At 41.1% G+C, this 15,223-nt stretch carries 15 protein-coding genes, 1 pseudogene and 1 other annotated feature; of the genes and pseudogenes, 4 read left to right on the top strand and 12 right to left on the bottom strand.

Annotation, left to right across the window (positions count from 1 at the left end; genetic code table 11):
- Positions 1–18 precede the first annotated feature (18 nt).
- From rpsN to Q5741_RS00210, 3 genes are all read left to right on the top strand, one after another.
- Positions 19–288, top strand: a complete 270-nt coding sequence (gene rpsN, locus Q5741_RS00220) for a 30S ribosomal protein S14 (RefSeq protein WP_305022030.1) — start codon at positions 19–21, stop codon at positions 286–288.
- A 96-nt stretch (positions 289–384) separates the two neighbouring features.
- Positions 385–620: a binding site (T-box leader), on the top strand.
- A 95-nt stretch (positions 621–715) separates the two neighbouring features.
- Positions 716–2,272, top strand: a complete 1,557-nt coding sequence (locus tag Q5741_RS00215; RefSeq protein WP_305022029.1) for a 2-isopropylmalate synthase — start codon at positions 716–718, stop codon at positions 2,270–2,272.
- Between the two features lie 225 nt (positions 2,273–2,497).
- A complete protein-coding gene (locus Q5741_RS00210) occupies positions 2,498–2,953 on the top strand; it encodes a CBS domain-containing protein (RefSeq protein ID WP_305022028.1) in 456 nt (151 codons plus the stop codon).
- Positions 2,954–3,347: 394 nt separating this feature from the next.
- Here the strand turns inward: Q5741_RS00210 and Q5741_RS00205 are convergent, their stop codons facing one another.
- The 7 genes from Q5741_RS00205 to Q5741_RS00175 all read right to left on the bottom strand — a co-directional run bounded on the left by Q5741_RS00205 (position 3,348) and on the right by Q5741_RS00175 (position 10,270).
- Positions 3,348–4,337: an aldo/keto reductase gene (locus Q5741_RS00205; protein WP_305022027.1), complete on the bottom strand. Its 990-nt coding sequence runs from the start codon at positions 4,335–4,337 to the stop codon at positions 3,348–3,350.
- 51 nt (positions 4,338–4,388) lie between these two features.
- Positions 4,389–5,246 (bottom strand): aldo/keto reductase, encoded by an 858-nt coding sequence (locus Q5741_RS00200; protein ID WP_305022026.1) that lies wholly within the window; start codon positions 5,244–5,246, stop codon positions 4,389–4,391.
- A 70-nt stretch (positions 5,247–5,316) separates the two neighbouring features.
- Positions 5,317–6,297, bottom strand: coding sequence for an aldo/keto reductase (locus Q5741_RS00195; protein ID WP_305022025.1), 981 nt, complete (start codon positions 6,295–6,297; stop codon positions 5,317–5,319).
- Positions 6,298–6,752: 455 nt separating this feature from the next.
- Positions 6,753–7,595, bottom strand: coding sequence for an SDR family oxidoreductase (locus Q5741_RS00190; RefSeq protein WP_305022024.1), 843 nt, complete (start codon positions 7,593–7,595; stop codon positions 6,753–6,755).
- 12 nt (positions 7,596–7,607) lie between these two features.
- Positions 7,608–8,366: a carboxymuconolactone decarboxylase family protein gene (locus Q5741_RS00185; RefSeq protein ID WP_305022023.1), complete on the bottom strand. Its 759-nt coding sequence runs from the start codon at positions 8,364–8,366 to the stop codon at positions 7,608–7,610.
- Between the two features lie 22 nt (positions 8,367–8,388).
- A complete protein-coding gene (locus Q5741_RS00180; protein ID WP_305022022.1) occupies positions 8,389–9,027 on the bottom strand; it encodes an SDR family oxidoreductase in 639 nt (212 codons plus the stop codon).
- Between the two features lie 184 nt (positions 9,028–9,211).
- Positions 9,212–10,270, bottom strand: a complete 1,059-nt coding sequence (locus tag Q5741_RS00175; protein WP_305022021.1) for an NAD(P)-dependent alcohol dehydrogenase — start codon at positions 10,268–10,270, stop codon at positions 9,212–9,214.
- A 362-nt stretch (positions 10,271–10,632) separates the two neighbouring features.
- Here Q5741_RS00175 and Q5741_RS00170 point away from each other — a divergent pair, with 362 nt between their 5' ends.
- Positions 10,633–11,181 carry a TetR/AcrR family transcriptional regulator gene (locus Q5741_RS00170; protein ID WP_305022695.1) on the top strand — a complete coding sequence of 183 codons (549 nt, stop codon included), beginning with the start codon at positions 10,633–10,635 and terminating at the stop codon, positions 11,179–11,181.
- A gap of 265 nt (positions 11,182–11,446) precedes the next feature.
- Here the strand turns inward: Q5741_RS00170 and Q5741_RS00165 are convergent, their stop codons facing one another.
- The 5 genes and pseudogenes from Q5741_RS00165 to Q5741_RS00145 form a co-directional block, all read right to left on the bottom strand.
- Positions 11,447–11,818 (bottom strand): nuclear transport factor 2 family protein, encoded by a 372-nt coding sequence (locus tag Q5741_RS00165; protein WP_305022020.1) that lies wholly within the window; start codon positions 11,816–11,818, stop codon positions 11,447–11,449.
- A gap of 153 nt (positions 11,819–11,971) precedes the next feature.
- Positions 11,972–12,559, bottom strand: coding sequence for an SDR family oxidoreductase (locus Q5741_RS00160; RefSeq protein ID WP_305022019.1), 588 nt, complete (start codon positions 12,557–12,559; stop codon positions 11,972–11,974).
- Between the two features lie 42 nt (positions 12,560–12,601).
- Positions 12,602–13,331, bottom strand: a pseudogene (locus Q5741_RS00155) (aldo/keto reductase); the annotation flags it as partial.
- A gap of 164 nt (positions 13,332–13,495) precedes the next feature.
- Complete coding sequence (locus Q5741_RS00150) at positions 13,496–13,801, bottom strand: hypothetical protein (RefSeq protein ID WP_305022018.1); 306 nt, start codon at positions 13,799–13,801, stop codon at positions 13,496–13,498.
- A 95-nt stretch (positions 13,802–13,896) separates the two neighbouring features.
- Positions 13,897–14,727 carry an SDR family oxidoreductase gene (locus Q5741_RS00145; RefSeq protein WP_305022017.1) on the bottom strand — a complete coding sequence of 277 codons (831 nt, stop codon included), beginning with the start codon at positions 14,725–14,727 and terminating at the stop codon, positions 13,897–13,899.
- Positions 14,728–15,223 lie beyond the last annotated feature (496 nt).

Raw genomic sequence — 15,223 nt, 5'->3', positions numbered from 1 at the left:
AAGAGGGAGGCTAAAGGAATGGCTAAGAAATCAAAAATCGTGAAGCAAAAACAGAGACAAGCAACCGTAAGCCGTTATGCTGAGCTACGCAGGGAACTGCATGCTAAAGGGGATTATCTGGCCTTGCAGAAGCTTCCGCGTGATGCGTCACCAACCCGGCTGAAGAATCGGTGTGAACTGACAGGCCGTCCCAGAGGCTATCTGCGTAAATTCAAAATATCCCGAATCGCTTTTCGCGAGTTAGCACACCGGGGACAAATCCCTGGCATAGCCAAGGCGAGCTGGTAAATGCTTGTTTAAATGAATGGTGCGAGGATACCCTAAATGTGAATTAAGGTTGACAGAGATATGATGTCTGGATATAATAACCATAATTTCAAATCTGCAAATGTAATGATTAGAAATAGTAGAAGTTGGATGACCTTTCAGAGAGCCGCCGGTGGGTGCAAGGCGGTAGTGTCGATAACTTTGAACTCATCTATGAACAGCTGCCTGATCAGTAGGGTATGCCGGGATTCCGCCGTTACAAGGATAGATGGTGACAGCCATCGAACAAAGATTGTTTGGCAGGAATGCCAAATGAATTAGAGTGGTACCGCGGGTTCAACCTCGTCTCTATAACAGAGACGGGGTTTTTGTGTTGATTAAATTCCGGGTTTAATCAACCCCGCTTGACATAAATTTAAGTATTCATCATTTGGAGGGGAAGCGAGACATGCGTAAAATCATCGTATTGGATACAACGCTGCGAGATGGGGAACAAGTGCCGGGAGCCAAGTTGAATGTACAGCAAAAGGTGGAATTTGCCCAGCAACTGAAACGGCTGAAGGTGGATATGATTGAGGCGGGTTTTCCATCCTCCTCAAGCGGTGATTTTCAGGCTGTTCAGGAAGTGGCACGAAGTGTAGGGGACCAAATCGGAATCACAGCACTCGCCCGGGCGGTTCGCAGCGATATTGATGCCGTCTATGAGAGTGTACGCATTGCACAGCACCCTTTGATCCATATTGTGCTTGGAACTTCAAATATCCATGTTGAGAAGAAGTTGAACCGCTCACGGGATGCTGTTCTTCAGATGGGGGTAGACGCCGTAAAATATGCAAGAAACCTGCTGCCAAATGTTCAATATTCGACTGAAGATGCTTCGAGATCCGAGTTTGAATACTTGTGGTCGACGATTGAGGCCGTTGTGCGGGCAGGAGCAACGATGATCAATATTCCGGATACGGTTGGTTTTGCTGAGCCAGAAGAATTCGGAGAATTGATTCGTAAGATTAATGATCGTCTGCGCAATCTGGATGATAGCGTCATTCTCAGTGTGCACTGTCATAACGACCTGGGTATGGCCACAGCAAACACTTTAAGTGCTATTAAGAACGGGGCCCAGAAAGTCGAATGTACCATTAATGGTCTAGGTGAGCGGGCAGGCAATACATCTCTAGAGGAAGTGGTCATGGCCCTCAAAGTCAGGGAAGATCGTTATCAGTGCTCAACCCAAATCGAAACCACCGAGCTGGTGCGTACTTCCAAATTATTAACCTATCTGACAGGACTGGATGTGCAGGTAAATAAGGCGATTACCGGTGATAACGCATTTGCTCATTCCTCCGGTATTCATCAGGACGGATTGCTGAAGGATAAGAATGTATATGAGATTATGTCGCCCGCAGATGTAGGATTGGAGAGTATGGAGCTGATTCTGACTGCTCGTTCCGGACGTCATGCTTTTCGAAATGCGGTGGAACGGTTAGGTTTTTATCCGGATGACAGTCACTTTGAGCACTTGTTCGAGAAGTTTCTGGCTTTGGCAGATTTGAAAAAAGAGGTCTATGATCATGATGTCTTCTTCTTGGTCAGCGGGCAGCTTGAATGCCGGAATGCGGCTGTTCCACTTTATGAGCTCGGATCCTTCCAGGTCGTTACGAATGAGGTTCATCCCACAGCAGCCGTTGAACTGAAGAAAGCAGGTTTTTCATTAAGAGGCAGTGCTATCGGAGATGGTCCTATTGATGCCTTGTACGGCGCGATCCGGGAGCTGTCTGGTCTGGATATCACCTTACAGCATTACAAAATTAACAGCATATCAAGAGGGAAAGAAGCAATCGGCCGTGTCAATATCCAGCTGGAGTACCAGGGCAAAACGTATTCCGGACGTGCAATGGATACAGATATCATTAAGGCAAGCGCTTTGGCCTTCCTGAATGGCATGAACGCTGCATTACTGGACCAGAATGAAGAATTACAGTCGGTCAAGAGCGGTAGCGAAGCTTAAATTACAGTAGTAAATTGAACTGGAAGCCAAGAGAGCGGTTGCTTTGGCTTCCAGTTCTTCACTTCCAGATATTAGAGAATCATTATATAATGGTTGACATAGGAGGGAGCCCGCACAGCTTATTTCAAGGAACATATATTATGAGTATACATAACCGTGTCATCGAGAAAACTTGTAAAACCTTGTATAGAAACTTTCATATCTTTATCGGGAGGTTATCGGCTTATGAAAGCCCATGAAATGATGATTACCCAGGTCTATAAAGTTAAAGAAAGTGATACCGTGCAGAATGTAATTGAAAAGTTTCTTAAGTACAGGATCAGCGGGCTGCCCGTTGTGAACGAGCGTAATGAGATTACAGGTTATATTAGTGACGGAGATATTATGCGTTACATTGGAAGACATGAGGATCGCGTTATCGATTCATTGTATTATTTATATGTCATTCAAGGCGACCATGATAATTTCGAAGGACGTTTACAGAAATTGCTAAAAATGAATGTAATGATGATTGCTCAGAAAAAAGTCATCAAAATTGATTGGGACGAAGAAATTGATAAAATCGCAGCCACGCTTGGCAAAAAACATATTAAGAAGCTGCCCGTTGAAAGAAACGGCGTGTTGGTCGGTATTGTTAGCCGGGGAGATGTGATCCGATACGCATTTAAATCAATCCTGTAAAATGGATTAGAAATCGCCGGTTCAGTGGTTAAACAGCAACCTCCGGCGGTTTTCTTATATACATGTTCACAAAACCCGTATTTTGTACATATGTATTCAAATTATTATGTATAATGTTACCTTGGATTCCCTTTAGGAAAACGGCAACCAGATTGATTGGCTGCCGTTAATTCTATTTCTTATTAATTGTCGGCAAGGATTTCAACCAATTGCTCAAATTAAGGATGCAGATCGCTTCCGCACATGCAGGCAACAAGCACTTTTAAAAATGGCATCCGTTGGCTTCAGCAGTTTTGGAACAGGGATTTCTTCTACCCGAACATCACCCGCTGCGTACATTATATTTGCTTTCATACATTCACAATCTCCTACCTTTATGGAAACATTATTTTTGTTAATTAGCTCGGCTGCCCAGAAATTCACCAACAATGGTAAGCTCATATAATGCATTATTAATTTGGCTTAGTTCTTCTACAGATAGAATCACCTCCGCAGAACGTCTATTTTCAATTAGACGTTCCGGTTTACGGGTACCTGGAATTGGCACGATGTAAGGCTTTTGAGCCAACACCCAAGCAAGAGAGATTTGAGCCGCAGTGGCTTCTTTTTCTGCTGCATAACGGTTAATTAAATCAATAAGGGCTTGGTTGGCATCCATATTTTCCGGTTTGAATTGAGGTAAGAAACTTCTGTAGTCCAGTCCTTTCTCCTCACTACTTTCAAACTGAGAGTTTTTATCATATTGTCCAGACAAGTAACCATTAGCAAGCGGGCTGAAAGCCACAAACCCAATTTCCAGTTCTTCCACTGTTGGGAATGTCTCCACTTCTTTCTGTCGGCTCATCATGGAATATCTGCTTTGAATGGCGGTAACCGGGCATACGGCATGGGCTCGTCTAATTTCATCAGCATCGGCTTCAGACATGCCCCAGTGTGTAATTTTACCTTCCTTTATGAGCTCCCTTATTACGCCTGCTACTTCTTCAATTGGAACTTTTTTATCCACTCGATGCTGGTAATACAGATCAATATGATCAGTATTCAAACGTTTAAGAGAACCTTCTACCGCCTTACGGATCGTCTCTGGTCTGCTGTCCGTGAGCAATTCACCACTCTGTCCACGATCAAAGCTAACGCCGAATTTGGTAGCAATGACCACGTTATTTCGAATTTCCTTTAAGGCTTCGCCTACAAGCTCTTCATTGTCATAGGGGCCATATACTTCAGCTGTATCAAAAAAGGTGATTCCCAGATCTACTGCCTGGTGAATCAGTTTGATCATTTCGGCTTTATCTGCTGGCGGGCCATAGGCATGGCTCATGCCCATGCATCCCAGCCCAATCGAAGAAACCTCAAGGTCTCTTCCAAGCACTCTTTTTTTCACCTGAACCTACTCCTTTCTTCTTAAAATAACTGCTGTACCGGCAAATTATATTTATTCCAAGCCCTTTTTCCCATAATCGGTAAGAAACTCGACGGTTTGAGGATCATAGTGTGAGAAAAATAAGCTTTCCCCTGTATCAAGTGCAGTTACTTTTTCCATGTCTTCTGAGTTTAGCTCAAAATCAAACACATTAAAGTTTTGTTCCATTCGCTCTTTATTGACCGTTTTAGGGATGACCACTACGCCTCTTTGAATCAAAAAGCGCAAAGCGACTTGGGCAGTCGATTTGTTATATTTTGTGCCGATTTCCTGCAAGGTTGGATTTGTAAAGAAATCGTTCTTCCCTTCTGCAAAAGGTCCCCAAGATTCGATCTGGGTATTGTATTTCTTCATAATTTCTTGTGCTCTAACCTGTTGGTTAAACACATGAGTTTCGACCTGGTTGACAGCTGGAACCACTTCGCTGAACTGAGCCAAATCGATATAACGGTCCGGATAAAAGTTGCTTACGCCGATAGCTTTGATTTTACCCGCCTTATAGAGTTCTTCCATCGCACGATACGTTCCGTAATAATCATTAAACGGCTGGTGGATTAGAACTAAGTCCAGATAATCGAGCTGCAGTTTTCTCATGGATTCCTCTATGGAAGCCTTCGCTTTTTCATAGCCTGCGTTAGAGATCCAAACTTTCGTTGTAATGAAAAATTCTTCCCGAACGATACCACTTTTCTTTAATGCACGGCCTACAGCTTCCTCATTTCGGTACGCTTGTGCCGTATCAATCGAACGATAACCTACATGAATAGCATCAAGTACACACTTTTCACACTCTTCTTGATCAGGAATTTGATATACGCCATAGCCTAGAATAGGCATTTTGATGCCATTATTTAATGTTACATACTCCATTATTTATTCCTCCATTTTCATCTTTCGTTGATAAAAACCAATATTGATGTTAAGTGAATTCATTGAGGCATTACTGTGCACCTACTACCGGGTGAGGAACATATGCTTCTTCTAGGAATGAGATTTCTTCTGGAGTTAACTTTACAGATAATGCGGCTATAGATTCTTCAAGTTGAGCCATTTTTGTAACACCTACAATAGGGGCAGCAACCGACTCTTTCTGCAGCAGCCAGGCTAGTGCAATGTGGCTACGCGGCACATCGTGTTTCTCGGCAACGGATGCTACACGCTCAACAATTAGTCGATCAACATCAGCGGTCGCGTCATATTTTGATTTTTGAACTACATCAGTTTCCGACCGATTGGTGGTTTCAGACCAATCCCGAATCAGTCTCCCTGATGCCAATGGGCTGTAAGGGGTTACCGCAATTTTCTGATCCTTGCAAAGCGGCATCATTTCTCTTTCCTCTTCACGGTAGATCAGATTAAGATGATTTTGCATGGATACAAAACGTGTCCAGCCTTGTTTCTCTGCTACATGCTGCGCTTTCTGGAATTGCCAGGCATACATGGCAGATGCGCCAATATATCTTGCCTTTCCTGATTTCACGACGTCATGCAGGGCTTCCATGGTTTCTTCAATAGGAGTATCATAATCCCAGCGGTGAATAATATAGAGATCCACATAATCGGTTCCTAGTCTTTTCAAACTTTTATCGATTTCACTCATGATAGCCTTTCGAGAAAGCCCCGCCCCGTTAGGACCTTGATGCATGCGTCCCCACACCTTGGTAGCAAGAACAATTTCATCCCGATTCGCATAATCTTTCAGAGCTCGTCCAACAATTTCTTCACTTGTACCGCCAGCATATAGATTTGCTGTATCAAAAAAATTGATGCCGAGTTCAAGAGCTCTTTTGATAATCGGCCGGCTCTGCTCGTCATTTAGAACCCATTGATGCCCTCCAGGCTGTACCTCCCCAAAACTCATACAACCTAGACAAATGCGCGAAACGTCCATCCCTGTGTTGCCAAATTTAATGTATTCCATTAGTAAAACTCCATTTCCAATTATAAGTAATCTACTTGATGACTCTTATTATAAAAGTATAATTTTGGTGTTCAATTGTTAAATGTACATAATTTGTATATTAATGAATAAATATTAAATATCTGTCTAATATCTTGTGGAGATAACGGATTCAAAGACCCGCTGGACCTATCACTACAATAGATCAAACCATTCATCCTCGACCGATTCGAACCACTCTGTATCACCAGGTGTCATGGCAAGATGAACAAAACAACTATTTTTAGTTGCACCATGCCAATGTTTTACGTTAGGCGAGATATTACGACATCTCCCGTTGTGAGCAATCGGATGGATTCGCCCTCTTCCTGATATTGAATTTTCTTAATTATGGAAAAACAGCGCCATTGCTGAGATGTTCATTTTCCATATTGGATTGAGCCGTTCTATAGGGCTTTGCTTTATTGTTTTCTTGTTTATTCTCCTGAAGGAAAATCAGTGGAAGCAGCCAAGTCAATCTGTCCTTCAAAGTCAGCCACACGGGCTTTCAATGTTGAAAGAGTTACTGCCAACGCTTGAGAACCAAGGACCATTCGCATAGGAGCGGGTTCTTGGTCCACACTCTCAATGATACGTTCAGCCATACGAACCGGATCACCAGGAGCTAGGCCATTAGAAGCGTCCAACATTTTCAAAAAGCCGTGTGCGGGATTTCTATCATATTCTGACATAAGCTTAGCCACTTGCGCGCTGCCATAACGGAATTCCGTACGAGCCCCCCCTGGTTCCACCAAAGTAACTCCGATGTTAAAAGGTGCAACTTCTTGGACGACCGACTCACAAAAACCTTCTATGCCAAACTTGGTGGCATGGTACAAGGAGTTACCTGGAAAGGCCACCTGCCCGCCATAGGTAGACATCTGTATAATTCGGCCGCCGCCCTGGGTACGCAGATGAGGAAGGGAGGAACGGATGAGCTGGATGGAGCCTGTTAGGTTCGTAGCGATAATATGATCGACCTGCTCGTCGGATAATTCTTCAGCCGCTCCAAAGAGACCATACCCTGCGTTACTCACAATTACATCAATACGGCCGAACTTTTCAAAAGAACGGTCGACTAATTTCCGGATAGCCGGAACATCCGTGACATCAAGCAGTTCGCAAATAAAAGTATCCGGATACTGCTCGATCAGGCTGATGACCTTATCCCTTTTACGGACCGTTCCAATGACCTTCTCCCCCTTCTCAAGCAGCAGCCTGGTCATCTCATAGCCAAACCCGCTGCTAACCCCTGTAATTAGCCAAGTCCGTGTACTCATGCAACTTCCTCCTTATTCTGACTTTGCCGTTGCTTCATTTACACAACGAAGAGCATTCAAACTTCTCGGATATCCGATGAAGGGTAGGCATTGGGAGATGACTTCAATCAGAAACGGCTTTTCGTTTCCAAGCCTCATATTGGCCGCAGCATGGCTTGTTAACTGCGACTCACACCCTCCCTGAGCAAGCAAAAAGCAAAAAGTGATCATTTCTCTTTGCTTGTAATCGAGACCTTTGCGCGTGTAGTAATCTCCGAAGCAGTTCGCTGCCAGCCAGTGATTGATGTGACGGCTCACCTCGGGTCCGGATTTCCAAAAGTCACGCATACTTTCTCCGAATATGTCTACTTGGGCCTGAATTCCTGCTTCCAGCCGGCTTTCCATAGTTGTCGTCGCTTGTCCTTCTAAAGGCAATTTAATGCCTCGGGCAGTCAAGATCTCATTCACCGCGTGGAAAAAAGGAAAGACTCTCCCAATGCCAAGATAAGCAGCGGATTGATACACAATCTCTTTCACTTCTACCGGAGTAACGCCAAAGTTGAGCGCGGCCGGCAGAATCGCTTTAAATTCTTCAATCCCTTGACAACCAAGTAGAACCGATAGAATGGCCATCATACGCGTCCGCTCATCCAATTTGCCCTGATTGACAACCTCATCAAATGCAAAATTGTCAAAACGCTCAATAAATTCAGGATCAGTATCGAGAAATGTGGATTTATAGCCGGGGAACATTTTTTCGTGATACTGTTGCGCTGACTCTGTAAGTTTCATGGTTTATTCCTCCTTTCTGGTTTTAGTAAAATGTCGGTTTATCGCCTGAAGAATATGGTTTGCTTACTCCTAAACTTTTGCGTATTCCAAAGTCCTCCGATTCAGCTAGTCTGACTACCAAGGAAGCGATACTTTTTCGTGATATTTCTGTGCCTGTTAAGGGTTCTCCCTTTTCGGTCAGCTCATAATCGATTTCGTTTTTATTCGTAAACCAAGTACATCGTAAAATTGAATAATCGAGGTTGGATTCTTCAATCAGGTCTGCTGCTTTTCGCCAAGTTTCAATGCCGCTGCCAACCATCTGTCTATTCCATTTTCCAAACTCGCCAGGAACTTCGCCATAGATTCCTAAAATATTGATAAAAATTGCTCTTTTCACTTGCAATTCATCCATAGCCAGGATGATGTTTTGCGTTTTTCGAACGATATCAGAACCTCCCAAATTTACATAAACCACATCTTGTCCTACCATGGCTTCCTTCAATTTGGCCAAGTCGTTGACATCACCTTCAATTACACGTTCCCGATTGGCATCTGTTATTTGCAACCTGCTCGAATTACGAAGATACAAAGTTAGCTGAGCATCCGTTTCCTTTAGGAACAGGTCAATGGCTTCCCGAGCAACTTGCCCATTCGCCCCTAAAATTAAGACCCTCTTCATTTCTTTTCCACTCCTTCGTCTAAATTAACCAACTGTGGTATTGGTTATTCTCAAGAGTCCGCTCGATTACTAGTCAATTGGCCGCATATTTTATATTAATGAACAAAATCCAGTGAATTGTTAATTAAAAACTATAAGCTTTTGGGAACGGGCCACTAGGCATGACCCTCTTCCCCATTTTCGCTTACAAAGTTTCCATATCAATGACAAAGCGGTATCGCACATCACTATTCAAAACTCGTTCATATGCCTCATCTACTTGGTCAGCTCTAATAACTTCAATCATTGAAGTAACATCATGTTCTGCCGAGAAATCCAGCATTTCTTGTGTTTCTCTGATACCGCCAACGTTTGATGCTGTAATACTCCGGCGTCCTGCAAATAAGGAGAACACGTTATATTGGTCGGGCTTGTTAGGGAGACCCAGATTAACAAGTGCTCCATCTACCGTAAGAATGGATAAAAAGGCATCCACATCGATGTTTGCAGAAACGGTATTAATAATCAGATCAAATTGACCTGCCAGTTCTGTAAATGTTGCAGGATCCGTTGTCACATAATATCGCTCAGCACCGAATTTATATGCCTCCTCTTTTTTGTTCAGACTGTGACTCAGAACAGTGACTTCCGCACCCATCTTATGCGCATACTGAACGGCCAGGTGGCCAAGCCCTCCCATACCCAAAACGGCAATTCTCTTACCTGGTCCGGTATTCCAATGCTTCAAAGGTGAGTAGGTGGTAATACCTGCACAAAGCAGCGGGCTTGCTACATCCAATTTCAAGCCATCTGGGATTCGGACAACAAACTTGTCTTTTACAACGATTTTTTGGCTGTATCCACCATAAGTTAGTTCTCCGTCATAACCAACTGAGTTAAAAACCACAGTCACACCTTTTGTGCAAAATTGCTCCTCCCCTCTACGGCAGAATTCGCATTCTCCACAAGAGTCAACAAAGCATCCAACACCCACCCGATCTCCAACAGCAAATTTAGTCACATCACTACCTACAGCAGAAACAACACCTGCAATCTCATGACCGGGTACCATCGGGAACACGCCACTACCAAAATCGTTATGAGCATTGTGAATATCAGAATGGCAGATGCCGCAATATTTAATATCAATCAACACATCATCTGGTCGCAAATCTCTACGGGATATTGTCGATTGTTCAAATGGCGCCTTTGCACTTGGGACACTAAGAACGCGAGTCGTTATGTTTGTATGATGGTTACACATAAAGTTTTCACAACCCTTTCTTCGAATAGTTCGAACCCCATAAAACTGAGTTAGGTCCGTAACTTATTATTCATTTATATTTTATTGATATAACGTCTATTATTATAATGCTTTTAAATTACTTTTCTATTGTTAATTTGGACTATTTTGTACATTAATAAAATAATCAAAGCAATTTGTTTAATAACTCATATAAAATTCGAAAATCATTCAAAAGTTCTCCCTGCAATTACAAAACATTGATATTGATAAAATATCGGACGACTGTTTATAATTAATAAAAAGTACAATATTAGATCCCTTAACTGTTTACTTATGGATTTAGAAGATCTTTTTCATTAAAAGAAAGTTTGGTGAATGATTTGCCTAAGATTGATAGAAGAATTCTTAAAACACAGCAAGCCTTAAAAACAGCTATTATTACACTTATGTCTGAAAAGAATTTCGATGAGATTACGATTCAGGATATCTCAGATAAAGCTAACGTAAGTCGGGGGACGATTTATCTTCACTATTTAGATAAATATGATTTGCTTGATAAACTTATTGAAACCCATATCAACGAACTTCGAGAAAGATGTGAAGCAGCTGCAGATTTAGATTTTGTGACTGGATCTGAAATTTGGACAGAATACTTTGAAAGTAACTATTCCTTTTTCTCCATGATGCTAGCAAGTAAAGGTGCTACAAACTTCCGAAGTCGATTCCAAGATTTCCTTATTGAAGAGTTTAAAGACGAAGTGGATATTACAAAGGGAATCAATCAAGGTTTAAATAAGGATTTGGTTGTTCAATTTTTGGCTTCTTCTTATGTAGGGGTAGTTGAATGGTGGTTTACGAATCAAAGGCCTGTTACCCATCAAGAGCTAGCCAAACAGTTGGGGTCTTTGCTTGAGAGAATATGTAACTAAAAAGAAAGATCCAGTTAGAAAATAGACATTCTTATGATTTTTTTCAGCTGTATAAAAGAACGATTTAAATACGAAGCCCCAAGGAGCAGTTATTATTACTCCTTAGGGCTTCCATTTTGCTAGCCTAAAGTTCACTTTTCATTAATTGTAAAGTTCACTTTTCATTAATTGATAACCTTTCCTTGTGTATCTTAAGTGAATAAGCATTTTACCAGGCATGTTTTTTTCATCGGCCAAATTTGAAAACGTATCTGCTTACGGCTCATTAAACGCTTATTGCCTTTCCATACACAGGTTTCCAAACATCTTCTCGTTTCTCAAAATGCATTTCGAATATCATACCCCAAACATGTCTTATCCCATAAATTTTGGCATCAAGTTTTGTCTTACAAGTGAGAGTCGCTCTATTACCTTTTATCTTAAATGAGGCTTTTTGTGGCATTGTCTTGATGTATCTCATTTTTTCATTTTTTATTTGTTCAAGCCATTCTTGTTTACTTTGTTTATAACCGCCCATGTGTTCCAGTATATAATTTGTATCTATAATGATTTCCAGTGCTTCAGTGTTTTTTGAAACCATAGCATTGTCAATCTGTTGATAAATTTCAAGAAGTTCCCTTTGGTCGTCTTCTTCCATGTGTACTTTCACTCCAATAATATGGATTCTTGTGGGGAATACATGCCTTACTTCGCCACATTAAGTAAGAATAATTTCAAAGTAAAGACCACCCTTTTAGGGTGGCTTCTACTCCTTTTTTTCAATTCACAAAGATTAATTCGAATTAAGCGATTATTCGGGTTTGTTTACGCCTAAGCTATGGCGTACTTCTAATTCGGGATTAATTGCTAATTTAACAACCAGGTCCGCTACACTTTTACGTGATACAGAGGTACCTTTAAATGGTTCACCTTTTTGTGTGGTCTCATAATCAACCTCATTAGCATTGGTAAACCAGGCGGGTCTTAAAATGGTATACTCAAGATCTGAAGCCTCGATCACTTTAGCAGCGTTTCTGTAAGGATTTAGAACACTTCCGTATTTTTCACCAGGTACTTCATCATAAATGCCCATAGAACTGATGAAAATAAGACGTTTTACATTGGCTTCATGCATAGACTCTACAATATTTTCGGCCATTTTTTTCAAATCTCCTGCCAAATTAGCATATACTACGTCTTGTCCATGCATGGCTTCTGTAAGTTTGTTTAAGTCCAGTACATCTCCTTCGACGATTTGAACACGCTCAGAGGCCAGGTTTTTTAATCTTCGTGAATTTCGCAAAAAGAGGGTTAGCTTAATATCATCTTCATTAAGGAACAAATCAATCGCAATACGTGCGATCCCACCGCTTGCGCCAAGAATCAATATATTTTTCATACTATGATCTCCTTCTCTCATAAATGCATGCTAATTTTTATATTAGAACGTCATGCCTAAAACCGGATGCAGTACATATACCTCTTCAGGAGACTTATCTCTCCATAGGTTAATCTAAGCGAAACGGCAGCTACTGCATCTTCAATATGCGATATCTCCGTTGTTCCTACGATAGGTGAGGTCACTGGATTTTTTTGCAAATGCCATGCAAGTGCTACTTGAGACATAGGAACCCCACGTTTTTTTGAGATTTCTTCAACACGTTCAACAACTTGTTTATCAGAATCAGCAGTTACTGAATAAATAGCCTTGCCTATCCCGTCAACTTTAGCTCGTTCATCCATTTCTCCCCATGGTCTGGCTAATCTCCCTGCCGCCAATGGACTCCATGGCATAACTCCTATCTTGTCCTCTTTACAAAGAGGCAACATCTTTCTTCTTCACGATACAAAAGGTTGTAATGATTTTGCATGGTCACAAATTTGGTCCAACCGTTACGTTCAGCAGCCTGTTGTGCTTTAGGGAACTGCCGAGCATAGATTGTTGAAGCACCTATATAACGTGCTTTACCGGATTTCACAACATCATGAAGAGCCTCCATAGTTTCTTGAATGGGAGTATTCTCATCCCAACGGTGAATTTGGTATAGGTCCACATGATCCGTTCCAAGTCTCTTGAGACTATTATCAATTTGGCTCACAATGTGTTTTCGGGAAAGTCCGGCACTATTTGGACGATCTGAGACAGAATAAAACACTTTTGTTTTAACCAGTTTTTTTATGTCTTTTAAATAGAAATTTACTGGATGGGTTTTATTAAGATAAGGACTCGTTTCAAATAGCGTAACAGAGTTAGAAGCTGCATCTGCGATTGGAACTAATACGAGGCTTAATATATCAATTAATCCTTCATTTAAAAGGAACCATTTAAATAACCTCAACCTTCTAGCATTAAATTATCGATCTTTAATAACTTTTTTAGTTTTCCAACTACTAGACGAAAGTTTAATCGTTCTTTTCCGCCGAAAATGTAAGAAATACCTATCTTTTTATATTTATGTCCGAAAGTAAAGTGTTCCTCCATCGTAACCCTGCCACACATCCAGGCTTTACTTTCGTACCTTCCATGAATTTCTTCATATTCTTCTGTAAAATATGCTGCCCGTTCCACTTTTAAATAATCTCCAATGATTTTCCCATCCAATGAAGTGACCATGTGGCAGATAATATATGGCTTTTCCAATGTCATTTCCCCTTATTTTGAACTTCCATTAATATTTTGGGGCATCCGATTAAATGCCTCATTTCTAATTGAATCAGCTTTTTAAGGGACATTCTTTATTCCTCTGGTTTTAGTGGTCCGTAAAAATAAGAAGCTGTTGCTCCCCCGTCGATTAAAAAGTCAGAACCAGTAATGAAAGCTCCATGTGGCATCATCAGCAACTCAGCCACATTTGCAACCTCATCAGCTGTTCCTGGACGTCCAGCAGGGCACTTGGCAAACATATTTTTATAGAACTCTCCTCTTGGACCATTGAACTCGTCTATTGCCAGTGGTGTTACGATAATTCCTGGAGAAATGGAGTTGATACGAGCTTTTTTTTCTCCCCAGCGAATAGATTCATACATAACACGCTTAACATTGCAGCGTTTCGCCAGTTGATAAGCATGCAACGTATCCTGGATATTTTCTGGTTTAAGGACTTCTAAATTAAGTAGTTCTTCGGTTGGTGTCGTTGCAAGCTGCTCATCAATTTCAGTTCCTAATTGAGGCATTCTATGTCCAGACTGACTGGAAATTGTCACACCGACTCCTCCAGGAGCTATGACCTTACCAACTTCCTCTAACAATACTGCAGTTCCGTACAAATCTACCTTCAAAATCACTTCTATAGTTGCCTGACTAGGTGACACTCCGGCTGCATTGATAAAATCAGTAATTTCACCATATTTTTGACCTTCTGCAATGAAATTTAATATGGATTCTTTGGAAGAAATGTCCGTTTCGACAGGTACCGCATCAAATCCAGCTTTATTAATAATTTTCGTAGTAGCCCTAGCATTCTCTAGGTTCTTATCACCAATAATGATTTTCTTACCAAACCCGATTCTTCTAGCTATTGCCATGCCAATTTGTCCGGCACCAGTCCAAAGTACAACGTCTTTCATTGTATTGCCTCCTCATTTATATTCTAGAATTCACTCACTTTGCAGATGGTTCAATTTGATTAATCAAACCAAAACCATGCAAGTGAGGATAAAATTAGAAACATCAAAACAAGTATTTCCAAATACCATATTTTTCATTTAAGGATTCCTTGCTTTTGTTTCTGTTCACTACAGTAAAAACAGATTATCGAATGCCATTGGAATACACACTGATTTTCATATCCTGTTACAAATGATAAATAACATTGATAAATTAATGATCATATGTCTATAATTATAAAGTTGTTAAAATTCATTACAATGGTTAATTAAACTCGGTTTGTTTATTAATAAACTAATTCGTGATGTTTGTTAAAGACCTTTCAGGAAGTATAGTGAATCTCCAATCAAATTTCTTTACCGCTGAATTACAAGCAGAGATTTAAGTCGCTTCCGTTGAGCATAAGAGAGCATTTGTGTCACTTCCGTTGAACATAAAGGGACATTTGCGTTAATC

The organism is Paenibacillus lacisoli (genome assembly GCF_030580655.1).
Lineage (GTDB): Bacteria > Bacillota > Bacilli > Paenibacillales > Paenibacillaceae > Paenibacillus > Paenibacillus lacisoli.
This window is presented reverse-complemented; position numbering and strand designations above follow the sequence as displayed.